This window comes from Achromobacter spanius, from assembly GCF_002966795.1.
GTDB lineage: Bacteria > Pseudomonadota > Gammaproteobacteria > Burkholderiales > Burkholderiaceae_B > Achromobacter > Achromobacter spanius_D.
This window is the reverse complement of record NZ_CP023270.1, coordinates 2,031,471-2,053,933: the sequence shown is the minus strand read 5'-3', so window position 1 is coordinate 2,053,933 and position 22,463 is coordinate 2,031,471. Positions and strand designations below refer to the sequence as shown.

The window sequence follows — 22,463 nt, the reverse complement described above, 5'->3', positions numbered from 1 at the left end:
CTTTCAGATATCGATCCGCATGATTCGCCGGATCAGCAGCACGCCGGCCGTCTCCAGCACCGCCACAATGGCCAGCACGCCCCATCCCATTGGCGTGTGCCACAACAGCCCCATGATTTCCGGCTCCAGCCGGTCGAGCACCGCCAGCAGCAGCAAGGGCAACGCCCCCACGATCCACGCCTGCAGCCGTCCCTGCGACGTCAGTGCCAGCAGCTTCGCCTGCAACTGAAGGCGGCCACGCAACGTTTGCGCGATGCTTTCCAGGGCTTCCGCCAGATTGCCGCCGGTCTTGGCCGCGATGCGCATTGCCGCCACCACCAGCGAGGTCGAATCGGCCGGCATCCTGACCTGCAGGTTGTCGAGCGCAACGTCCCACGGCACGCCCAGACGCTGTTCGCGCAGCATCAGACCGAACTCCTGGGCGAGCGGCGCGCTGCTCTGGTCAACGACATGGCGCAAACCCGTCGCCATGGCCACGCCGGCCCGCAACGAAGAAGCCAGCATCAACAGCGCCATGGGCAACTGCGCTTCAAAGCGCCGCGCACGCCGGCGCCGCAATCCTTCTACAACCATCCGCGGCACGCGCGAGGCCGGAAGGGCGAACAAGGCCGCCATCAGCGCGCTACCGGTGGCCGCGAACGCAGCGATCGCAGCCGCCAATCCGCAGCCGACAGCGCCCGCCCACAATTGGCGCGGGTCGATGAACAGAAACACTTCGCTCAGCCGCACACCCGCGTCCTGCGTGTAGACCTCGCGGTATCGCCGAAGCGCGGGCGCAAACCAATTCTGCGCGCGCCAAGCCAGCAATCCGGCGCACACCATGGCGGCCGCTGCCGCAAGCCAGATCATGGCAAGCCCTGCGCATAAGAACCGAATTCCGGCGGCTGCCCCGCCAGGTCCGAAAACCATGCGGCATCCAGATGCACGCCCCTATCCGCCCATTCCGGCGCGAATCCTGGCTGCGCACCGCATCCGCGGAACCCCCGGGTTCGGTCAAAGCCAAACAACGCCTGCAGCTGAATGCGGCCGCTCTCCATGCCTGTAACTTCGACGATCGACGTGACGACGCGGCGTCCGTCCGAGAGTCTTGCCTGCTGCACGAGCACATCGACACTTGCGGCAATGTGCTCGCGGACCGCCGATAGCGGGAGGTCCAGCCCCGCCATGAGAATCATGGATTCCAGCCGGGCCAACGCATCCCGCGGAGAATTGGCGTGCAGCGTGGTCAGAGAGCCTTCATGGCCCGTATTCATGGCGGTCAGCATGTCGAACGCCTCGGCCCCCCGGCATTCGCCCACAACGATGCGGTCCGGCCGCATCCGCAACGCATTGCGCACGAGCTCCCGGATGTCGATTCGGCCTCTGCCTTCCTGGTTCGCCGGCCGTGCCTCGAGCGAGACCAAGTGTGCATGGTTCAGCCGCAGCTCTGCCGCGTCCTCGATCGTGACCACGCGCTCGCCGTCGGGAATTTCGTTGGACAGAATGTTCAGCAGCGTCGTCTTGCCAGAGCCGGTACCGCCCGAAACGACCAGGTTCTTGCGCATCCTGACGCATAGGGCCAGAAATCGCGCCATCGGGTCGCTCAGGGCGCCCAGCGCAATCAGGTCGGGCATCTGCGGCCGCCGCTGCGGAAACTTCCGGATGGTCAGGCTCGCGCCCTTCATCGCCACGGGGGGAATGATCGCATGCACCCGCGATCCGTCGGGCAGCCGCGCATCCACCATCGGCGAGCTTTCGTCGATGCGGCGCCCCAGCGGGGTCACGATGCGTTCGATCACCCAGCGCACCGACTGCTCGCTGGTGAACCCGGCCTGTTCGCGCCACAGGCGGCCCGCACGCTCGACGTAGATCTCGTCAAAGCGGTTGACCATGATTTCCGTGATGTCCGGCGCCGCAAGCAACGGCTCCAGCGGCCCGAGGCCCACCGCTTCATCCAGCACCTCTCGGCATAGCGCCGCCTTGTCGGCCTGCGACGGAAGGTCGGCGTCCGTGCCCACGATCTGCATCAGAAGGCGCTCGGCTTCGGCGCGAAGCATGCCGTCGCTCATCCCGGCCACGTCTCGCCGGCGCAGGTCCAGCGCGCTCAGCAGCGCCGCGTGCAGGCGGCGGCGGTCGTGCAGCCGATGCGCGGTGGATGGCGGAGCCGCCGGCGTTGCGCCGACGATGTCATCGCCCATTGAAGATTGCCGGGATTGCGCTGGGCCCTGCGGCGCGGCATCGGTCGCGTCGATGGGGGCCGCGGCGTCGAGCTTTGGCCTGGACACGCGCAGCCGGCAAGGCCCGATAAGGATCTCGTCGTGAGGCAGCACCGGCGCGTGCCGCACGACCCTCAAGCCGTTGACCATCGTGCCCGCCAACGTGCCCAGATCTTCCAGGACGATGATGTCTGATTCGCACTGCAGCCGGGCGTGATGGCGGCCGACTCTCCAGGTGGGAATCCGCAGCCCGCAATCGGCGCCCCTTCCGATCAGCACCGGCGCAGGCAACTTGAGCTGCTGCTGCGCGGCGTCCTCAAAAGTCAGTTCAATGTTCAACATCACGGCCCTCCGGCAACATTGAACTGGCATTCGCCGCACGCGTAACCCATTGCGAACCGGCACCGGCGTAAGGGTCCCACCGAGCCGCGTCGGAAGGCACCGCCGTTCCCAGACGCGGAGGATCAGGAAACGTCGTATCCAGCATCTCGCGGCCGCGCCGAACGCGATCCGCCATGGCGGGCTCACCCTGCGACACGATCTTTGGCGTCACGAAGATCGCCAGCTCGGTCTCGCGGCGTTGGTAGCGCGTGGATGAAAACAACGCGCCCAGGATGGGAATGCTCCGCAAACCCGGCAGGCCGCTGACGTCGGTGCCCTGCTCGCGCGAGAGAAATCCGCCAATCACGAGCGTGTTGCCGGATCGCACATTGAACTCAGTCGACGCGCGTCGTGTCCGCAGCGCCGGGCCGCCCGGAAGGCTTAACGAAGTATCCACCGAGCTGGCCTCCACCTCGATCAGCGAGCGGATGACGCCATTGCGGTCGATCCGGGGTGTGATGTTCAGCGAAACGCCATAGGGCTTGAACAGCGTGGTGGGGTTGCCCCGCGCGTCGGTGGAGGCATAGGGCACCTCCCCGCCCGCGAGGAAAGTGGCGCTGGCGCCGCTTCGCGCAAGAAGCTGGGGTTGCGCAAGCATGACCGCCTCGCCCGTTTGCGCCAGCGCGGCGATACGTGCCGACAGCAAGGCGTTGACCCCGAAGTAACCCGCGGCCGACGAGACCGGTGCCGCCGTCTCGATGATCTGCTCGCCAGGTCGGGTCATGCGGCCACGGGATCCGCCATCCCAGGCCAATCCCGCGTTGACGCCGCCCTGCGTCATGCCATCCCAGCGCACGCCGAACTCGTGCAGCCGCGACGTGGGAATTTCGACCACCTGCACGTCCAGCAGCACCATGCGGTCCCACCCCACCTGTCCCGTGAAATCCACGACATCCGGATACCGGTCAGCCAGGGCCGCGATCCGCGAGCGGTCATCATCCGACAGATCGTCGCCTTCGATCAGGATGCGGCCACCGACGTTCGAACTCCGCGCTCCGGGAATGCGGGAGAGCAGGCTTTGGACTTCGTCGCGCAAGCGCGGCGTTCCAGCGGCAACCACGCGCAACTCGTAGGCCGCAATGCGATCGCGGCCTGCCCAGACATGCACGGACGACACGCCTTCCGCCCGCGCGAACACCACGACCTCGCGCCCTTCGGCCGCCACGGCGCTGACTACCTGGCTATTGCCGATGGCAACCCGCCTCACGCCCGGGTGGGGCAGCACGCGGGTCTCGCCGACTTGCAGCTCCAGCGTCTGCGTGTCGGACCACGCGGGAAGGCAAACCAGGCACAGCACGATGCCCAAGAGGGTTTTCATTCGTGTCATGGATGATCCGCATCGAAACTTGTCTGCGCATCCAGGCGGTCGCCATAAAGAATGGCGACACCAGGCGCGGGCGTGGGTTCAGGGTTCAATCCGATGAGCGAGGCGAGGTCGCTTTGGGCGGCGGGGTTCACAGAAGCTGCGTCATCGCGATGCCTCAGCATCGCAGTCAGCACCCCAGCCTGCCGCGCGGCGATGAATCGCATGGCTTCGTCGGGCGTTGCGGCCAAGGTGATGTTGCCCGCGCCGTCCTCGCCCCCGACTGTCAGGACGTGCATGCGCTGCAGCACCGGCACGGTAAGCTCGCGTTGGCGGTGATTGAAGGTCACGTAGATGTCGATCGCATCGCCCCCCTTCAGCATGTCCGCCAGCCCGCCCAGGTCCATGGCGGCTACCGTGAGGGCGCGCTGGCCCGCCCGAAGCCGCGCCGACAGCGACGGCTGCGGCGCTTCGAGCGTCATGAAGCTTCTCAGCAAGGGTTCGCCATGCGCCACATCGGCGAGAAGCGTGGCGCCAATCACGCTGCCGACCTCAAGCGGATCGACGCTGGCGCCAGGCGCCCAGGGCTGAGGTATCTTGCGCACGGCAAGGTGCACGTCTTCGAGCAGCGTGCCGGCCGGCAAGTCGTAGGCCGCCACCAGACGGCTGACGAGCGGGGTGTGCGCCTCGGCTTCCAGCGCCTGGACACGCTGCTGGACGTGTTCCCGCACGGCCCAGGCGGCAACCAGTCCCGCCAGCACTGCCAATCCATACACACCGGTACGGCGCAGCCGCGCGGCGCCGCGAGATATCCAGAGTTTCATGGCGCCCACCCAAGAGCGCGCAGCCCGCTTCCGCCGTCCACGGAAATCAACCACAGCTTCATCCGCTCGCGTTCGCGCACCCACCAGTGTCCGGCGCCATCATCTTGCCGATCCCATCCCGCCCGCCGCAGGCCGGCATCCAGAAGTTCGGCCAGTTTTTGTGGGGGCACGGCGTACTGCCAGATACGGTCGGAAACCTTGACGCCGGACTCCATCACGGCGACGTCAGATCTGACGCGCGCGCCCTTCGGCAGCCAGCCTGGCAACTGCGCGGTGGGGGCCGCGCGAACACTGACGGCCGACAGGCTGCCGACCGTGCGGTCCGCGCCAGCCCTTTCCATTTGCGCCACCCAACGGTCATTGCCAACGCGGCCGGACAAGATGAGTTGCCCGGGCAGCACGTGCAGATCGGCCAACGCAGGCTGTTGCGCAGTCAGCGCCTTGGCAAAAGCCGACGGGCGTTGCGGCACGTCGAACACCCACACCTGCACCGGCATCCCATGCAGCCACATCCGGTCTGCGATGCGTTCACGCACGGCACCTGCGGGCAGTCGTAGCGCCTCGAGACTGGAGACGCCGGCTGACGCGCCCACGCGCTGAGGCAACAGCATCGATACCCCGCAAAGACCAGCCCCCGCCGCAAGCAAACCAACCCGACGCCACGTGCCGCGCCGCTTGGGAAAAATCCCGACTTGCTTCATCTTTCGTCCTCCGCTCGCTTGCCAAGCCGATCATTGGGCGCCACATCGCCCCAGGCCGAAAGCCAATCCAGCGACATCGGGGGCCGCCCCCAGGGGGCTTCGACCTTGCCGACCTGACGCTGCATCCGCTCAGCCTCGGCCAGCGACATCCGGCTGGCCTGCATCCATCCCGTCGCCGATGCGCCAACACGGCGTTGCGCGTCCGCGTCACCATGCGCATAGCCCGCTCCGCTGGCCACGCTGATGTAACGCGATATCGGCAATCCAAACATGGCGTTCCCTCGCCGCGGCAGCGAACGGGTTTGCACTGAGAGCAACTGCATCGCCGCACCGAACCATTCGTCCTGCAAGGACGCGCCGGCCACGGCCGAGCCGGGCCAGCGTTGGGCGGTGCCGGCCAGATCCATCCCTAACGGCGCACGAAGTGTGGCCACCGGCTGCCCCAACGCCGCCGCCATGACAGCCTGCCTGCTGGCCTGCGAGGTTCGTTGCGCTGAAAACTGCATCGCGCCGATATCTGAGACCGCCCAGAGCAGCACGGCCATGAGCGGCAACATCAGCAGAGCCTCCACCACGGCCTGCCCGCGTTCGTTTGCCACGCGTCTGATCATGGAAGCCTCCCCGCCTGCACGGCTTCCTGGGGCGTGACTGCGGACAGGCGAGCTTGCCAATAGGGCCGAAAGAGTGTGGCCAGTTCCAGCCGGCCGTCGGCGCGCCGTTCCGGCCGCGCAAAGTACGTCTCCGCCGCCGTGCTGACCGTGACGGCGCCTGTCCGACCCAGCGCGGCATAGCCGAACTGCCCGGTTGGCGCAGCGACGGTGCTGTCGGCGTCCGTGGTGGCAACGACTGCGGATTCCAGACTGATCGCCACGGCAAAGCGCAATGGCTCAGCAAGACGCTTCGGCGCGACCTCCAGATAGGCCGGCAACCCGCCCCCCGGCCAGCGCCGCGCCGAGGCCATGGCGTATGAGTTCGCCATGGGATTGGCGGCCCCGTCGAAGATGTTCCACGAAGTGGCGTGTTCCACCCACCGCCAGAAGTCTTCCTGCGAAAAATCCGCGGGCGGATTTTCGATAAATTCCACGTCGTCGGGAGCACGGCTTTTCTCGCCCTGCACGGTTCCCCACCCCATCGCGTATTCACGGAAGTAGCAGCCGATCCAACGGTTCGAGCGCAGCGCGTGATAGGACTGCGTGTCCAACGCGCCCCACTGGCCGTCCGGGCCAAGCCAGGTCGAGCCGCGCCGCCTGAGTTCGTGCCGAAGCCAGGGACACCTTGAGCTGACCGCCCAAGGATTGCGGCGTGTGGCGTTGCGGCGATCCAAAAATCCATAGCGGGCTACCGCGCCTTCGGTTGCAGGACGCAGGCCGGCCTTGCGCGTCGCGGCGTGGCGTTCGGTGTAGCCCGGCCACCCGTCTGTCAACAGACGCAAAGCGAGTGGCGATGCTGCCGGCGCAGTGCCAGGAGTGATCGACCCAGTTGCCGGAAAGTTGGCGGCCAGCACCTCGCGCATTGTGCGATCGCGTGAGGCAGTAAGATCGCCAACGATTTCTCGTGCCGCCGTTTCCAGCACCTGATGCACGACGCGATCGTGTTGCGCGAAAGCCCGGGCCAGCCGGCCTTCGGCATTGGATGGCGCCTGAGCCGTCTGATAGGCCGCCCCGGCATCGGGCCCGAAAAGCATCGCGATGAGACCAGCCGGCGGATTGCCTCGCCGGCGCTGCGATTGCAGCGCGTCGAGGTACTGCGCGGACGCCCCCAACGTCACCAGATGCGCCAAGGCAACCTGATGTGCAATCTGGCTACGGTTGACGTAGGCAATGGCATTGAGCGCACGCGCCTGGACGAGCGCCCCGCTATAGGCCGCCGCGTCGGCGGCGTGGGTGAGGCGGCTTCGTGCCTCGATGGTCTGGCCCAGGTTGTACAGGACCACCAGCGACGCCGCGCCAACGGCCGCAATCACGATACCCAGGACCAGGGCCTGGCCCCGCTGTCGATCTGCGAACATGATTGGACGCGCCCTCAATTCGCGAGCTCGGCATTGCCGGTAAACGACTTGAGCGACCGCGCCTTGGTCTGCGCGGCGGCCTTCTGCGCCGCCTGCTGCGCAGCCTTGGATTGCGTGCTGCCGTCTTCGCCGGCCAGCTCGCGGGCCATCGCCGCGGTCTGCGAACGCACGACTTGCCCGAAGTACTGATAGACCGCGATCGCCGCCACGGCGACCAGCGCCACGACGACGATGTATTCGGTCATGCCTTGGCCCAATTGGCGCTTTCGATGCCCCCACATGCCTGCTCTCCCGTGCAATGAACGTGGAGTCCAGTGTCGCCAGCGGGTGACGGTCGGACAATTCGAGGATGCCGAGACGGACAAATTCGCCCTCGGGCCTTGACGATCCAACCCTGTTTATCGCAAGGGTTTCCCCTATTGCCGGGCCGAAGTGCCAGCAGTAGATTTGAGTTGCCGGGCTGTCTGACACCCATCGCGTGCGAAGCCGGGCAGGAGCGCCTCAGACTCACCTTGAGCTGGGGCGCTCTTCCATTTCGGCTTCCCCCTTACCACTGCACCCGAAAGCCGATCATGCCGCCCACCGAGTGGTTGTCACTCATGTTGTTGGTGGCGCCGGCCAAGCTCAAGTTGCCGTAAACGCCATAGCGCCCCTTGTTCCATTGATAGGTGCCGCCCACGCCAAGCTCGGCCCAAAGCCGCTCGTCCCGGCTCCGGAAAGCCACGCCTCCCACGTTGACGTTGGTGCCATTCATGAACTCGTTGTAGAGATTCGCGATGACGTACACATGGGTTTGGCCCGCTGCGCGCGTTGCGGCGGCGGAGTCGGGTTCGTAATCCAGCGATACGCCGAGGCGTCCGCTGAGACTGTCGCCATCGTCCAGGCGCACTTTTGCGCCGAACGGATCCGTGAAGCTGTTGAAGTCCACGCGAGACCGGACCAGTTGCGCCTGTGGAGTAAGCGACCACCCGTTGGCGATGGGATAGCGATAACCGGTCTCCACCGAGACGGCGACGCCGTTTCCATTGTTGCCCTTCACCTCCCGCCGCCCGATCGTGCGCGACGAGATATCGCTGTCGAACCACATCGCCTGTAACTGTCCGTCCACATAGAACCCGCTGGCGCCGTACCACGTCAGACTCGCGCCAACCCCGGTTCCGGTCGTGTCGATCTTGCCTCGGCCGTACTGAGATCGGATATCAGCCGACGCGCTGCCATGAGACAGATTGACGCCCGCCACCAGCATCGACCCGTCCGCCCGACGGTGCGCCACGACGTCGACCCCGGTTTGCAGCTTCCACAGATCGACATCCCGGCTCGATTTGGTGGCCGACTGGGAGGGAGTGGATGAACTGGTAGAACCCTGGATGCGGGCCCAGCCGCCAAACCTCTCGCCCGAGGCGGGCTGTCCGTCCGACCCCCAATATCGGTTGCCGACGCGTTGCTGCAACGTGGGCAGGGAATTCAGGGCAGCGAGTACCGGGGGGTACTGTTCATAAAGCGGTACGCCGGGTTGATAGCGAGGTCCGACTTCCGGGCTGCCGGGAATCTCCTCCTCCGGCGCACCGGGTTCGGGTTGTGGTTCGGGTTCGGGTTCGGGTTCGGGTTCGGGTTCGGGTTCGGGTTCGGGTCCCGGGCCAGGCTCAGGCTCAGGCTCAGGCTCAGGTTCAGGTTCAGGTTCAGGCTCGGGGGACGTCTCCGGTGCCGTAAATGCGGACACGAGATACCAATTCCCATCAGCCGGCGCTTCGCTCCCACCGCGCCGCAGCGTGTACGCATACGCGCCCGCGATTACGGCTTGCTGGCCGCCTTCGGTCTGATAATCGCCTCTGAGCGTGAACGCGTTAGCGGGCGATGCGCCACCAATCTCAATGACCCGGATACCGTTTACCGTTTGCGCGCCGCCGCCGTTCAGATTGGTGACTTTGACTGCGGTGTTTCCCGCGACGTCTCCCATGACAATCAATTTGTCCGTGGGTGACGCATCACCGCCGAGCGCCGTCTGAAGCTGCAATAGCGAGCCACTGCTGCCCGCGTAGTTTCCTGTGATGGTCAGCGCTCCCATGGACGCGCCGGGCGAGACCGTGCCTGCATTGACGACGCTTCCAACCCGGCCGATCCCCTCCAACGTACCGCCGGCAAGTATCTGCATTGCCGCGCCGGACAGATCGCGGTTGACCTGAAGAATGCCCGTTCCACCAACCTGCGCAACGCCGGAGAAGTCGCGATGATCCGCGTTCAGAATGGTGCGACCGGCCATCGCCTCGATCCGGCCGCCCCCCACCAGTCCGGTATTGGAACCCAGCGCATTGTTGGCGCCATTATTGATTGATGCGTCGAACGCATAGTCGAGCGACGTGTGATTGAAGAGAACCAGACTGTCGCCAGGACCAAATGAAATACGTGAGGTTTGCAGCGAGCCAGGCGCAACCAAAGCGGCCCCCGCGTCGCTCCCGATGACCAGCGTGCCAGTCCCGGGAGCAGCCGTCGCCAAGAGCACTCCGGGCGCGGTGACCTTGCCCCCCTCGGCGACCGTCAACTTGCCCGTCCCTAACGTGCCGATCTGAATGGGCGAGGCGGATACCCATTTTGAATCTGCCCCGCGAACCGTCACCACGCCCGTGCCTTCAAAGAACCCGACAGAACTGGAAGCCGTCGAGACGTAGCCGCCGTCCGCGATAGTCAAGCTGCCGCTGCCGGACATCCCGATATATAACTGCTGCGCGTTGATCCATTGCGAGCCCGCGCCACTGATGGTCACAATACCCATCCCATCGTCAAACTCCCCGATGATGGCGCGCTGACTCTGCACGACGCCGCCACCGGCCACCGTCAACGTCCCCGGCGCAATCCAGCCGACATTCAACACGCTTGCGCTGTTGGCAGACACATCCCATCGCGCGCCTGCACCGGTAACCGTAACCACGCCCGCACCACCTGCAATGCCCCCCAAGTAGGCATCCAAGCTGGAAACCACGCCGCCATTCGAGATGTTCAGCGTACCGGCTCCCGCATCTCCCACTACGAGCTCGCCGTTGACATTCCAGGGAGACGCCTGCGTCCCAGGAACCGTTACGGTCTGCCCACCCTCGATTGTTATCTGAGCGATGGACACACAAGGGACTGCCAGGAGGGAGAGCAGCGACGAGCGAGAAAGCGCGCAGGCGTGCAGAGGGTTGTTTTTCATGAAACTTCCTCCGATCGGGCTTCGGTATCAGTACATGCGAAACATGAGGTAGGCGCACGGATTGCGCCTTAGCGCCCGCAAGGGGGTGCTTTTTGGATTATTGAGGAATAGGCCTTATGAATGAGGGAGTATTACGCGAAGTTACGTTGGCGTAGCCAATCGCGTGGAAGCCAAAAACACGACAGCTGCACGCCATCGGCGCGACAATGCGCAGCACCAACGAAGCCTAGCGCGACCGCGCCTGACCTATAGACGAAAAAAGCCTGCTCAAGGCGGTTAAAATTCAAAGTCGTTCCCAGGCGTTCTGATGATTTCGTGCGCTCGGCTGTTCTCGCGGCAACGAACATTTCCTGATCAATTAATAGTCGCACCCTTGAGTGCGTCGGACATCGTCCTGGAAAGAGGAATGACCAAAGTCGAGCGCTTCCCAGGAGCTGACGGAATACGCGGGCTGGCTTGCCTAGTCGTCCTGTTGACGCATGCGTTTGCCATGTTCTTCGTGACGACGGCCGGCCTTTACCTCGCCGGTACGGGAAAAATCGGCGTTTGGCTGTTCTTTGTCCTGAGCGCGTTCCTTCTCACATACAAGTTCCGGACATCCGGCTTTTCAGCATCCATCCTCGGTTCCTACGCACTCGGCCGGATCCTGCGCATTCTGCCGATGTTCGCCGTCGCAGTTCTCGTGTATTTCGTCCTTGGAACGGCGGGCATAGATTCCGCGCGGGACGTGTGGCTCGCCCTGACGTTTCAGAAAGGGTACGCGCATCTATGGACCATCCCCGTCGAATTCAGCTTCTACGCGTGGCTTCCGCTGGTTGCTGCGCTGCTGATCGCAGCGCGCAAGCACAGCATCGCACTTGTGTCAGTCACCGCCGTTGCTTTGATCGCAGTTCAGCAGACGCTGTGGCCATACTGGCGCACAGATATCAACGCGATAGGAACTCAGTGGTATGCGTCAAGCTTCACCATCGGCTGTTACCTCGCGACGATCATCAACGATGTCCGTGGCCGCATTTCCAACAGGACCTCGAATTTTATCTGCACTGTCGTGACTGCCGGTCTGGTGCTGGGCAGCCCCGGAGCGCGGAATCTCATGTTTGGCGTCCCATACGACACAGCCTTAGCTGACAAATTCGTCTACATCAGCGCAGCATGGGCGCTGTTCATCATCGCCACGATCGATCTCAAGGGCATCTTTGGCCGGTTGGTTAACTCCAAATACATGCGCATGATGGGTGCGTGGAGCTACTCCATTTACCTGTTCCACTGGCTGGTGTTCATGCACCTGCAGACTCGATTTCAGAATAGCGCCTTGGCAATGTTGACGGCCATCGGCATTTCAATCCTGATTGGTGCGGCTGCCTATCGCTATCTGGAAATGCCGGTTGAACGCTTCCGCCATCGTTTGCAGGCGAGGTTCCTCGCCAACGATGACATCCAGCGGACAGAAGGCCTGAAGCGGACGCCGCGTACGTAAAAGCCGGACGGACGCCCTTCCACCATTCGGCGCATCCTGTCGCTCTGCACTGAATGGGGCTGGATCTCAAAGCTGCCCAAGATCACTCAGTTTGAGGAGCCTTATGTGCGCGTTCGATGGGAGACAAGACCCGTAATCACCGCGCTCCACTTTCACGACTTGCGCCATACCTGGGAATCGTGGCATGTCCAGGCTGGCACGCCCCTGATGGTCCTGAAGGAACTGGGCGGCTGCGAACGGATCGAGATGGTCCAGAAGTATGCCCACTTGGCGCCCACACACCTGGCCGCGCACGCGGGAACGGTCACGTTTTGGTCACAGCAGACGCCGGAAACGAAACAGCCGCCATCGCTGGCGGCTGTAGGTGCCTGAATTAACAGGACTTTCTTGGTAGGCCCCCCGAGAGTCGAACTCGGCACCAACGGATTATGAGTCCGCTGCTCTAACCAGGCATGAGCTAGAGGCCCAGGAAATTTACTGCCCTTCCAGGAAGCTCTTCAGCTTGTCGGCCCGGCTGGGGTGACGCAGCTTGCGCAGCGCTTTAGCCTCTATTTGGCGGATGCGCTCACGCGTGACGTCGAACTGCTTGCCCACTTCTTCCAGGGTCTGGTCCGTGCTCATTTCGATGCCGAAACGCATACGCAGGACCTTGGCTTCACGCGGGGTCAGAGAGTCTAGCACTTCCTTGACCACGTCGCGCATGGAACCGTGCAGCGCCGCGTCCGAAGGCGCCAGCGTGGACGTATCTTCGATGAAATCGCCCAGGTGCGAATCGTCGTCGTCACCGATGGGCGTTTCCATGGAGATCGGCTCCTTGGCGATCTTCAGGATCTTGCGGATCTTGTCCTCGGGCATGTCCATCTTCTGCGCCAGGGTCGCGGGATCCGGCTCGGCGCCGGTTTCCTGCAGGATCTGGCGGCTGATGCGGTTCATCTTGTTGATCGTTTCGATCATGTGAACCGGAATACGGATGGTGCGCGCCTGGTCGGCGATGGAACGCGTAATGGCCTGACGGATCCACCACGTTGCGTAGGTCGAGAACTTGTAGCCGCGACGGTATTCGAACTTGTCCACGGCCTTCATCAGGCCGATGTTGCCTTCCTGGATCAGGTCCAGGAACTGCAGGCCACGGTTCGTGTACTTCTTGGCGATCGAGATCACCAGACGCAGGTTGGCCTCGGTCATTTCGCGCTTGGCCTTGCGGGCCTTGGCTTCGCCGGTGGCCATGCGCTTGTTGACGTCCTTCAGGTCCTTCAGCGGCAGCACGACGCGCGTTTGCAGATCGATCAGCTTTTGCTGCAGTTCCTGCACGGCCGGGATCTGGCGCTCCAGGGTTTCGGCGTACGGATGGCCAGCGGCCACTTCGTCGACGACCCACTGCAGGTTCGTTTCGTTGCCGGGGAACACCTTGATGAAGTGCAGGCGCGGCATGCCGGCACGGTCCACACACGTGTGCAGGACGGCGCGCTCGAGCTGACGGACTTCTTCAACCTGGTTGCGCAGCGTGTCGGCCAGCTTTTCCACCATCTTGGCGGTGAAGCGGATGCCCATCAGTTCGTTCTGGATGGATTCCTGGGCGCGCACGTAGATGTCCGACTTGTAGCCGTCCTTCTCGTACGACAGGCGCATCTTGTCGAACTGCTTGTTCACCTCGTCGAACTTGGCCAGCGCCTTGACGCGCAGGTCTTCCAGCTGCTTGCTGGACATGCCGCCAGCGGGGCCGTCGTCGCTTTCGTCTTCGTCCGCGGTGACACCGGCGCCGGCGTATTCTTCGCCGTCTTCCGGATCGACCAGGCCGTCGACGACTTCGTCGATCTGCGCCTGCCCTTCACGCACACGGGTGATGTGGGCCAGGATTTCGTTGATGGTGGTCGGGCAGGCCGAGATGGCCATGACCATGTGCTTCAGGCCGTCTTCGATGCGCTTGGCGATTTCGATTTCGCCTTCGCGGGTCAGCAGCTCGACCGAGCCCATTTCGCGCATATACATGCGGACCGGGTCGGTGGTGCGGCCGAAATCGGAGTCCACGGTGGTGAGCGCGGCTTCGGCTTCGTCTTCGACGTCGTCGTCGTTGGACGCAACCGGCGCGTTCTCGCTCATCAGCAGGGTTTCGGCGTCGGGGGCCTGGTCATAGACCGCGATACCCATGTCGCTGAACGTGCTGATGATGCCGTCGATGGCTTCCGCGTCGACCAGGTCGTCAGGCAGATGGTCGTTGATTTCGCCATACGTCAGGTAGCCGCGGTCCTTGCCCAGCTTGATGAGCTGCTTCAGGCGATTGCGGCGCGCTTCGTATTCTTCCGGCGTGACGGGACCGCGGGCGATCAGATCCTTGGGATCGGCCTTGCCGCGCTTGCCGCCGCGCTTCGGCGGCTTCAGGTCGGGCAGGACTTCGCCTTCGCCGTCCATCGTATCGTCGAAGCCGTCGGAGTCGTTGTTGGCGTTCTTGGCGGGGCGGCCCGGACGGCGGCCGCTGGGCACGGGGCGCGCACTGCCGACCAGGTCGGCAAGCTTGTCTTCGGCCTTCTTGGCGCGGGCCTTCGTCACCTTTTCAGGCTTGTCCGCGGCGACAGCCGTCTTGGCTGCCTTTTTGGCGGCCGTCTTGGCAGCGGGCTTGGCGACCTTCACCGCCGTCTTGGCGGGCGCTTTTTCAGCAGCCATGCTGACGGCGCGCTTGGCCGCCACAGCCTGAGTTTCGGCCGCATCAAGTGCAGAGGAGGATTTGCCGGTGGATTTGGTCATAGTCGCTTCCGTGGTCGTCGCAACCCGTTTGGGCATGTTGCACCGCATAACGCCGCGCCGGGTACGGACCCGGTGCGGCATGGAATACGGGTAAATCTGGTGGATCGGCGGAGTTCACGCGGCTGCGTTGTTCGCAGCACCGGCTCTTGCGAGCCCTTCTGACGCCGTACTTGGTGCTTAACCGTTCTGGCGCAAGACGTGCATGACTCATTCATCGGCGGGTTCCGGACGTTGGGGGGGCTGCCTGCCTATAAATAGGCTTTGCTCGCTTATCGGGCCATTGCCCCAAGCAGCTAGGTATACACAGCACCCGAACCACTAACGCCACGCGGAATGACCGCCGCTGAACTGCTTTTGATCCACCGCTCAGCTATATTAATTAACTATGTAACAATCCTGACGCACGCGTCCCGGTTTTTTGAATCTCAATTACCGGGTGCCCGAGCAGCAAAGCTGCTCTCGTCAAATTGGCACAATTATTATTAGATTCCGGCATCCGAAATAGATTCCGATGCCAAAACTACATTTCTCTTTCCTGCTACTGCTGCATCACTGCTGTCACGGGGCATCACTGCTGTCACGCTATGACAAACAATCAGCCCCATACCGGACTTGAATCTTTGTCGATCATGCAACAGTCGGGGTACAACTGGCAATGGCGGCAAGCCACTAGTGCTGTCTGGTCCATACACGGCCAGTCCATCTACGGCACCCCGCATACGCGGAAAACCTTTGATTTTAGCGTATTTAGCGCAACCCAGCACCTTTCAAGACCGTTATACGGCTAGACAGCTCAAGATAGCGCTTGCGCGCCTCTTCCGAGGCAAGTCCCGCAGCCGCCAGCTTGGCCATTTCGGTTCTCGCCGAATCGAACTCGATTCGCCGCAACGCGTCGTCCCATTCCGTCTGAGGGTCCGGCAAGTCTTCCTGCGCAAGCATGTCTGCCCGCAGCCCTTTCAAGACAGTGGCAAGGTCAGAGTCCGGCTCTGCCGCCTCCAGCAAGGCGCCAACGTGGCGCGCGCCGCTGGATTGCGCCAGCATGATCAGGTCCCTTACCAATCCTAGATGGGGGCCATGGTCGATGACTTCAAGCTGCTGATCGCCCATGGAATCAACCAGCTCGGGATGAGCGAGCAGCAGGCTCAACAGACGCTTGGCCAGGGACGGCATGGTGCGGCGCCCCTCGAAGCCGCCGACGTCGTTGTCGCGGCGGCCTTTCCAGTTGCCCTTGCCACCCTTCCAATCGCCCTTGCCCTTCCAGTCGCCCTTTCCTTTCCAGTCGCTTTTGCCTTTCCATTCCTGCTTGCCGCCGCCAGGTTGCCAACCGCCCGCGCCGCTACCGGGCTCGTCGCCGTGCGAGGCATACTGGCCGTAATCGGAGACATCAGGCTCGTCTGCGGGAATGTCGCTGAAATCATGGTTGCCGTAGTCGTAGCCCATGTCGGGCGGACCGCCGTCATGGCCCGGCTCTCCGCCTGATGCCATTGCCGCTTCGCCCGTGCCCGACGCCGGTCTCGGGCCCGGCGCGAACGGTTTGGCAGGTTGCTGCGCCAGGACCTGCGCCATTTCCTCGGGCGTCAGTTGGACCAGCTTGGCCATTTCCCGTTCGATCTGCACCCGCAGCGCGCATTCGGGAATTGCCGCCAGTAACGGCTTGGCCTCGTGAAGGCAACTGGCGCGGCCCTCGGCTTCGTTCATGTTGTGATGCGACGCCAGCTCGTCCAGAAGAAACCGGGACAGCGCCACGGCATCGCCCAGGCACGCGCGGAACGCTTCGGCGCCCAACTCCCGCACGTACGAATCGGGATCATGCTCGGCCGGAAGGAACAGGAAGCGAATCGCGATATCGTCCCTGAGCACCGGCAGACAGGCCTGCAGCGCGCGCCAGGCAGCACGCCGCCCCGCCTTGTCGCCATCGAAACTGAAGATGACCTTGTCGCTGGACCGCAACAGCTTCTTGACGTGGTCCGGGGTGGTGGCGGTGCCCAGCGTGGCGACCGCATTGGCGATGCCCTGCTGCGCAAGCCCGACGACGTCCATGTAGCCTTCGACGACGATGACCTGGCCTTCCTGGCGGATGGCCAGGCGCGCCTCCCACAGGCCGTAGAGCTCCTGCCCTTTTGAAAACAGGGGCGTCTCGGGCGAATTCAGGTACTTGGGTTCGCCTTTGCCGATGATCCGGCCGCCAAACCCGATGAGACTGCCGCGCGCGTTGCGGATCGGGAACATCACCCGTTCGCGGAAACGATCGTAGCGGCGTCCGTCTTCGGATTCGATGACGAGTCCAGACTCCACCAGCGTGGGGTCTTCGTAGTTGGGAAATACCTGGGACAGGCCGTGGCGGTCCGTGCCGGACCAACCCAATCCAAAATGCGCGGCAATTTCGCCGGTCAGACCGCGCTGCTTCAAATAGCGGACGGCCGCGGGCGAAGCGCGCAACAGTTTCAGGTAATGGGCTTGAGCCGCGTCGAGCACCTGCGTGTGGCGGGACTCCTCGGCCTTGCGGCGCGCGGATTCCTGCTGTTGGCGAGGACTGCGGTTTTCTTCGGGGACCGTCATTCCCGCCGACGCCGCGAGCGTGCGCACGGCGTCGGGGAAACTGGCGCCCGTGTGTTCCATCAGGAAGGTGATGGCACTGCCGTGTGCACCACATCCGAAGCAGTGATAGAACTGCTTGGTGGGGCTGACAGTGAACGACGGGCTTTTTTCGTTATGAAAGGGGCATAGGCCAAGCAAGTTGGCCCCACCCTTTCGCAACTGCACATATCGCCCGACAACGTCGACGACGTCGACTCGGGCGAGCAAATCCTGGATGAATGATTCTGGAATCAATAGATTCGGGAATCAGAAATCAATACAGGCGCGGGGGCAGTTGTTGGCTACGGATGCGCTTGTAGTGGCGCTTCACGGCGGCGGCATGCTTGCGCTTGCGCTCGGCGGTGGGCTTCTCGTAGAACTCGCGCGAGCGCAGTTCGGTGAGCAAACCGGTCTTTTCGATGGTGCGCTTGAAGCGGCGCAGAGCGGCTTCAAACGGTTCGTTTTCCTTCAGTCGAACGATAGGCATAAAGTAATTGGCCTGCTTGTAGGGTAACAAAGTTGATGACAAACCTGGCTTGCCTTTCCAGCAACGCCTTGAAAGCGCAACCCGGGCATGCGTTCACCCGGATTTGAGCTGGCTGTTTCCGTTACCCAAAGACTACCCAGAGAGTAACAAGCCAAGTTCGGTTTAGCGATAACCAGCGATTCTAGCATGGGTAAGGACGGTTTGACTACTGCCAGAGCCCGACTGCGCCCAGCGCCCCGCCCTGCCCCAACTGCGCTCAGCTCTGGGAACCCTTGCGGATCCAGGCTTCCAACTGATGGGGACGCAAGCTGTCGTAGTCTTCGAACGGCTGGTGAATCCAGGGGTTCGTGGGCAGCTTCTCGACGTAGTAGTCGGGCGTTGCCTGGGAATGCCCCTTCCACCACAGCACGGCACTGCGCAATTCGGTGATGTCGGCGAACTGGCTCTTCAGGTGATCGAAGACCTTGTTGAACGTCTTGCCGGTATCAACCATGTCGTCCACCAGCAACACCCGGCCGGACAGCGTGCCGCGGGTGATGGTGATGAACTGGGCGATGTCCATGTCACCTTGCTTGGTGCCGGCCGCCTCGCGATAGCTGCTGGTGGCAAGAATGCCCAGCGGCACATCAAAAATACGCGACATGACGTCGCCCACACGCATACCGCCACGTGCCAGGCACAGAATCTTGTCAAATTTCCAGCCCGATTGGTGCACCTGCAAAGTAAGGCGCTCGATCAAGCGGTTGTAATCGTCCCACGTTACCCACAGGTGGCTATCGTCACTGGTCGGCGTGCTCATAGGCAAGCATCTCCTGCACAAAAATACGAAAAGGCCGCCGCCGGTATGACCGGCGGCGGCCTTGGGAATAATAACCCGATGTCAGCCCTTCAGGGGATGACGCAAAACAATGGTCTCGTTGCGGTCCGGGCCGGTGGACACCAGGTCGATCGGCACACCGCAGACTTCCGCCACGCGCTCAAGGTAGCGGCGCGCCGCGGCGGGCAGCTTGTCGTATTCGGTAATGCCGACGGTGGACTCGCTCCAGCCGGGCAGCTCTTCCAGAACGGGTTGCGCCTGGGCTACGGCATGCGCGCCATAGGGCAGCACGTCGCGGAACTCACCGTTGACACGGTAACCGACGCCCAACTGGATGGTTTCCAGGCCGTCCAACACGTCCAGCTTGGTGATGCACAGGCCGGAAATGCCGTTCAGGCGGACCGAGCGCTTCAGCGCGGCGCCGTCGAACCAGCCGCAGCGGCGCGGGCGGCCCGTGACCGAACCGAATTCCTTGCCGATGGTGGCCAGACGCGTGCCGATCTCGTCGACCAGTTCCGTCGGGAACGGGCCCGAGCCCACGCGCGTGGTGTACGCCTTGGTGATGCCCAGGACGTAATCCAGTTGCTGGGGACCGACGCCGGCGCCAGCCGAGGCCGCACCCGCCACGCAGTTGCTGCTGGTGACGAAGGGGTACGTGCCGTGATCGACGTCCAGCAGCGCGCCTTGCGCACCTTCGAACAGGAGGCGCTTGCCTTCCTGCTGCATGGCGTACAGGTTGCTGGAGACGTCCTTGACCATCGGGGCGATGGCCGGCGCGAGCGCCATGGCCTGATCGCGCACTTCGTTGGCCGAGACGGCTTCAGCGCCCAGGTACTTGGTCAGCACGAAGTTGTGGTAATCCAGCACTTCGGCGAGCTTTTCGTCGAACAGCGCGGGATTGAAGAGGTCTTGCACGCGCAGGGCGCGGCGGGCGACCTTGTCTTCGTAGGCCGGGCCGATGCCGCGGCCGGTCGTGCCGATCTTGCCCTCGCCCTTGCGCGCTTCGCGCGCCTTGTCGATGGCAACGTGGTACGGGAGGATCAGCGGGCAGATCTCGGAGATCTGCAGGCGCGAGCGCACGTCCAGGCCGGCGGCTTCCAGCTCTTCGATTTCCTTGAGCAGGGCCTCCGGGGACAGCACGACGCCATTGCCGATGAAGCAGGTGACACCGGGGTGCATGATGCCCGACGGGATCAGGCGAAGAATCGTCTTCTTGCCATTGATCCACAGCGTATGGCCGGCATTGTGACCGCCTTGGAAGCGGACCACGCCCTGGACGGATTCCGCCAGCCAGTCGACGATCTTGCCCTTGCCCTCGTCACCCCATTGAGTGCCGATTACGACTACGTTCTTGCTCATGATACGAATCAATTTCGAGTTTCTCGGGAAATCCGGAAATCTCCCCGCGGCCCCCTCGTTTCCGAGAGGGAGTTAGTCACAGTGTTTTGACCGTCCAGACGCCATCCTGCAGCGCCAGCTCGCGATCGCAAACGAATTCGTCCTGATCCTGCTCGTGACCGGGCAATACCTGAACGACGATTTCCCCTGACCGGCGCAAGCGGCGAACCGCCTCGGTCAGAGCGGGGGCCTGCCCCCAAGGCGCGCGAACCGCTCGCGCCCTTTCCGCCGGCGGCAACCCCGCCGCCAGCTTGCGTAAATCAAGACTGAAGCCCGTGGCCGGACGTGCGCGGCCAAAGGCGTGGCTGACGTCGTCGTAGCGGCCACCGCTGACCAATGCGTCGTGCCAGCCCTCGGCGTACAGCGCAAACTTGACGCCCGAGTGGTAAGCGTAACCACCGACGTCGGCCAAGTCCACGCTGAACGACACGTTGGGCATGGCGTCGACCACCGCCTGCAGGGCGTCGAGCGCCTGGGCGATGCCCGGCAGCGCCGGCAGGTCGCGGCGGGCGATCTTCAGCACATCCGGACCACCGTACAACGTGGGCAGCAACTGCAGCGCCTTCAGCGTTTCGGGACGAATGCCGGGCGCACGCGCCGCCAGCTCGCCCAGCCCGGGCACATCTTTGTCGCGCATCAGCCGGATGGCGTCCTGCGCCAGCTCAGCCGCCGCCGGGTCCGACTTCAGGATGGCGCGCAGCACGCCGGGGTGACAGAGATCCAGGCGCGGATTGCGAACGCCAGCGATTGCGACCGTTTCCAGCACGAGCTGGATGATTTCGAGGTCGGCTTCGAATCCGGCATGACCGTAGATTTCAGCGCCGATCTGCAGCAGCTCGCGGCTGGACAGCAAGTCCGAGGGACGCGCATGCAACACGTTGCCGCAGTAACACAGGCGGGTAACGCCCGCGCGGTTCAGCAAGTGTGCGTCGATACGCGTGACCTGGGGAGTCATGTCCGCGCGCACGCCCAGCGTGCGGCCCGAAAGCTGGTCGATCAGCTTGCAGGTACGCAGATCCAGATCGCTGCCGGTGCCCGACAGCAATGAATCGATGTACTCGACCAGGGGCGGCGCGACCAGCTCGAACCCGTACGTACGGTAGAGATCGAGAAGTTCGCGGCGCAGTTCCTCGATGCGCCGGGCCTCTGCCGGAAGTACGTCGGCAAGGCTTTCGGGCAGCAGCCAGTTACCCATGAATGTATTTACCTGAATAACGCCAAGTGATGCGTGGGCGTCGCCCAAACGAAAAGCGGCTGAGGGGCGTAAGCCCGCTCAGCCGCTGCGGAATGTTTTCTAGCTTACGCGGTATTGTACATGGTTCAGCGGCGAGCGCCACCCGCGGCCCAGGCGTAGCCGGGCGGCCCGGCCGCGTCCCCGCTAGCGGGCAGGAATCGTCCCGCCAGAAGCAGAAAAGCCTCTCAGGAACCCGAGAGGCTTTTCGTTCGTACTAGCCGCGGTGCATCACTTGGCCGGCACGGTGACCGGCGCCAGGGCGGCGCCCGCCGGATCCTTCATGAACTGGAAGAAGCTGGAGCTGGGGTCCACGACCAGCACGTCGCCCGGCTTCGAGAACGAGGCGCGGTAGGCTTCCAGGCTCTTGTAGTACGTGTAGAAGTCCGGGTTCTTGCCGTAGGCTTCGGCGTAGATGGCTGCCGCGGCAGCATCGCCCTCACCCATGACGCCCTGGGCCTTGGCATACGCCTGGGCCACGATGACCTCGCGCTGGCGGTCGGCTTCGGCGCGGATCTTCTCGCCTTCGGCAGCGCCGATGGAGCGCAGTTCGTTGGCGACGCGAGTACGCTCGGCTTCCATGCGGCGGTAGACCGACTCGGAAATTTCCGGCGCGAACTCGATGCGGCGCAGACGCACGTCAACGATCTGCACGCCCAAAGGCTCAGCACGCTTGGCGACGTTGGTCAGGATTTCCGCCATGATCTTGTCGCGTTCGGTGGAGACCACGTCCCGCACGGTACGCACGTTGACCGACGCGTTCAGGGCGTCGCGGATCTGGGCTTGCAGGCGCTCTTGCGCCGCGCGCTCGTTGCCGCCGAACGTCACGTAGAACAGGCGGGGATCCGCAATGCGCCACTTGACGTAGGAGTCGATCAGCAGGTTCTTCTTTTCGGAAGTCTGGATGCGCTCGGCTTCGTTGGTTTCGATGGTCAGAATGCGCTTGTCGAGCGTGACGACATTCTGGAAAGGCGGCGGCACCTTGAAGTACAGGCCCGGTTCGCTGATGACGCGGCGGACTTCACCCAGCGAGAACACCAAGGCATAGTCGCGCTCGCGCACCACGAAAACGCTGGAGGAAAGGAGGGCCAGCACGATGAGCAGGCCGACCAGGATGGGCATAAGACGATTCATG

18 protein-coding genes and 1 tRNA gene are annotated in these 22,463 nt (G+C 63.5%); 2 read left to right on the top strand and 17 right to left on the bottom strand.

The features are described from left to right. Positions 1-3: 3 nt before the first annotated feature. The 9 genes from CLM73_RS09220 to CLM73_RS09180 all read right to left on the bottom strand — a co-directional run bounded on the left by CLM73_RS09220 (position 4) and on the right by CLM73_RS09180 (position 10,599). A complete protein-coding gene (locus CLM73_RS09220; protein WP_105238172.1) occupies positions 4-849 on the bottom strand; it encodes a type II secretion system F family protein in 846 nt (281 codons plus the stop codon). Beyond that, positions 846-2,537, bottom strand: coding sequence for an ATPase, T2SS/T4P/T4SS family (locus CLM73_RS09215; RefSeq protein WP_105238171.1), 1,692 nt, complete (start codon positions 2,535-2,537; stop codon positions 846-848). Before CLM73_RS09215 ends, CLM73_RS09220 begins: the two co-directional genes overlap by 4 nt. Next, complete coding sequence (locus CLM73_RS09210; RefSeq protein ID WP_105238170.1) at positions 2,524-3,903, bottom strand: type II and III secretion system protein family protein; 1,380 nt, start codon at positions 3,901-3,903, stop codon at positions 2,524-2,526. Before CLM73_RS09210 ends, CLM73_RS09215 begins: the two co-directional genes overlap by 14 nt. After that, the gene (gene cpaB / locus CLM73_RS09205; protein WP_105241442.1) at positions 3,900-4,703 is read right to left on the bottom strand and encodes a Flp pilus assembly protein CpaB; all 804 of its coding nucleotides are present in this window, start codon (positions 4,701-4,703) and stop codon (positions 3,900-3,902) included. Before cpaB ends, CLM73_RS09210 begins: the two co-directional genes overlap by 4 nt. Next, positions 4,700-5,404 carry a hypothetical protein gene (locus CLM73_RS09200; RefSeq protein ID WP_158685836.1) on the bottom strand — a complete coding sequence of 235 codons (705 nt, stop codon included), beginning with the start codon at positions 5,402-5,404 and terminating at the stop codon, positions 4,700-4,702. Before CLM73_RS09200 ends, cpaB begins: the two co-directional genes overlap by 4 nt. Next, positions 5,401-6,015: a TadE/TadG family type IV pilus assembly protein gene (locus CLM73_RS09195; RefSeq protein ID WP_105238168.1), complete on the bottom strand. Its 615-nt coding sequence runs from the start codon at positions 6,013-6,015 to the stop codon at positions 5,401-5,403. The genes CLM73_RS09200 and CLM73_RS09195 overlap by 4 nt, the downstream gene beginning before the upstream one ends. Continuing rightward, positions 6,012-7,367, bottom strand: a complete 1,356-nt coding sequence (locus tag CLM73_RS09190; RefSeq protein WP_325048257.1) for a hypothetical protein — start codon at positions 7,365-7,367, stop codon at positions 6,012-6,014. The genes CLM73_RS09195 and CLM73_RS09190 overlap by 4 nt, the downstream gene beginning before the upstream one ends. Positions 7,368-7,426: 59 nt before the next feature. Continuing rightward, the gene (locus CLM73_RS09185; protein WP_105238166.1) at positions 7,427-7,693 is read right to left on the bottom strand and encodes a hypothetical protein; all 267 of its coding nucleotides are present in this window, start codon (positions 7,691-7,693) and stop codon (positions 7,427-7,429) included. Positions 7,694-7,959: 266 nt separating this feature from the next. Continuing rightward, positions 7,960-10,599, bottom strand: coding sequence for an autotransporter outer membrane beta-barrel domain-containing protein (locus CLM73_RS09180; RefSeq protein ID WP_105238165.1), 2,640 nt, complete (start codon positions 10,597-10,599; stop codon positions 7,960-7,962). A gap of 406 nt (positions 10,600-11,005) precedes the next feature. Here CLM73_RS09180 and CLM73_RS09175 point away from each other — a divergent pair, with 406 nt between their 5' ends. After that, positions 11,006-12,076 carry an acyltransferase family protein gene (locus CLM73_RS09175; protein ID WP_158685835.1) on the top strand — a complete coding sequence of 357 codons (1,071 nt, stop codon included), beginning with the start codon at positions 11,006-11,008 and terminating at the stop codon, positions 12,074-12,076. Between the two features lie 105 nt (positions 12,077-12,181). Next, complete coding sequence (locus CLM73_RS09170; protein WP_234015837.1) at positions 12,182-12,448, top strand: tyrosine-type recombinase/integrase; 267 nt, start codon at positions 12,182-12,184, stop codon at positions 12,446-12,448. 16 nt (positions 12,449-12,464) lie between these two features. On the opposite strand, the gene CLM73_RS09165 is transcribed toward CLM73_RS09170, so the two are convergent. The 8 genes from CLM73_RS09165 to hflC all read right to left on the bottom strand — a co-directional run bounded on the left by CLM73_RS09165 (position 12,465) and on the right by hflC (position 22,462). Then, positions 12,465-12,543, bottom strand: a tRNA-Ile gene (locus tag CLM73_RS09165). Positions 12,544-12,550: 7 nt separating this feature from the next. After that, positions 12,551-14,818 carry an RNA polymerase sigma factor RpoD gene (gene rpoD, locus CLM73_RS09160; RefSeq protein ID WP_056571399.1) on the bottom strand — a complete coding sequence of 756 codons (2,268 nt, stop codon included), beginning with the start codon at positions 14,816-14,818 and terminating at the stop codon, positions 12,551-12,553. Between the two features lie 747 nt (positions 14,819-15,565). After that, complete coding sequence (gene dnaG, locus CLM73_RS09155) at positions 15,566-17,650, bottom strand: DNA primase (RefSeq protein ID WP_105238163.1); 2,085 nt, start codon at positions 17,648-17,650, stop codon at positions 15,566-15,568. Between the two features lie 19 nt (positions 17,651-17,669). Beyond that, a complete protein-coding gene (gene rpsU, locus CLM73_RS09150) occupies positions 17,670-17,882 on the bottom strand; it encodes a 30S ribosomal protein S21 (protein WP_006218592.1) in 213 nt (70 codons plus the stop codon). A 256-nt stretch (positions 17,883-18,138) separates the two neighbouring features. After that, positions 18,139-18,681 carry a phosphoribosyltransferase gene (locus tag CLM73_RS09145; RefSeq protein ID WP_056571405.1) on the bottom strand — a complete coding sequence of 181 codons (543 nt, stop codon included), beginning with the start codon at positions 18,679-18,681 and terminating at the stop codon, positions 18,139-18,141. Positions 18,682-18,762: 81 nt separating this feature from the next. Next, positions 18,763-20,058 carry an adenylosuccinate synthase gene (locus CLM73_RS09140; protein WP_171664076.1) on the bottom strand — a complete coding sequence of 432 codons (1,296 nt, stop codon included), beginning with the start codon at positions 20,056-20,058 and terminating at the stop codon, positions 18,763-18,765. A 76-nt stretch (positions 20,059-20,134) separates the two neighbouring features. Continuing rightward, on the bottom strand, positions 20,135-21,292 hold the full coding sequence (locus tag CLM73_RS09135) for an ATP phosphoribosyltransferase regulatory subunit (RefSeq protein ID WP_105238161.1): 1,158 nt from the start codon (positions 21,290-21,292) through the stop codon (positions 20,135-20,137). Between the two features lie 267 nt (positions 21,293-21,559). Continuing rightward, positions 21,560-22,462, bottom strand: a complete 903-nt coding sequence (gene hflC / locus CLM73_RS09130) for a protease modulator HflC (RefSeq protein ID WP_105238160.1) — start codon at positions 22,460-22,462, stop codon at positions 21,560-21,562. Position 22,463 lies beyond the last annotated feature (1 nt).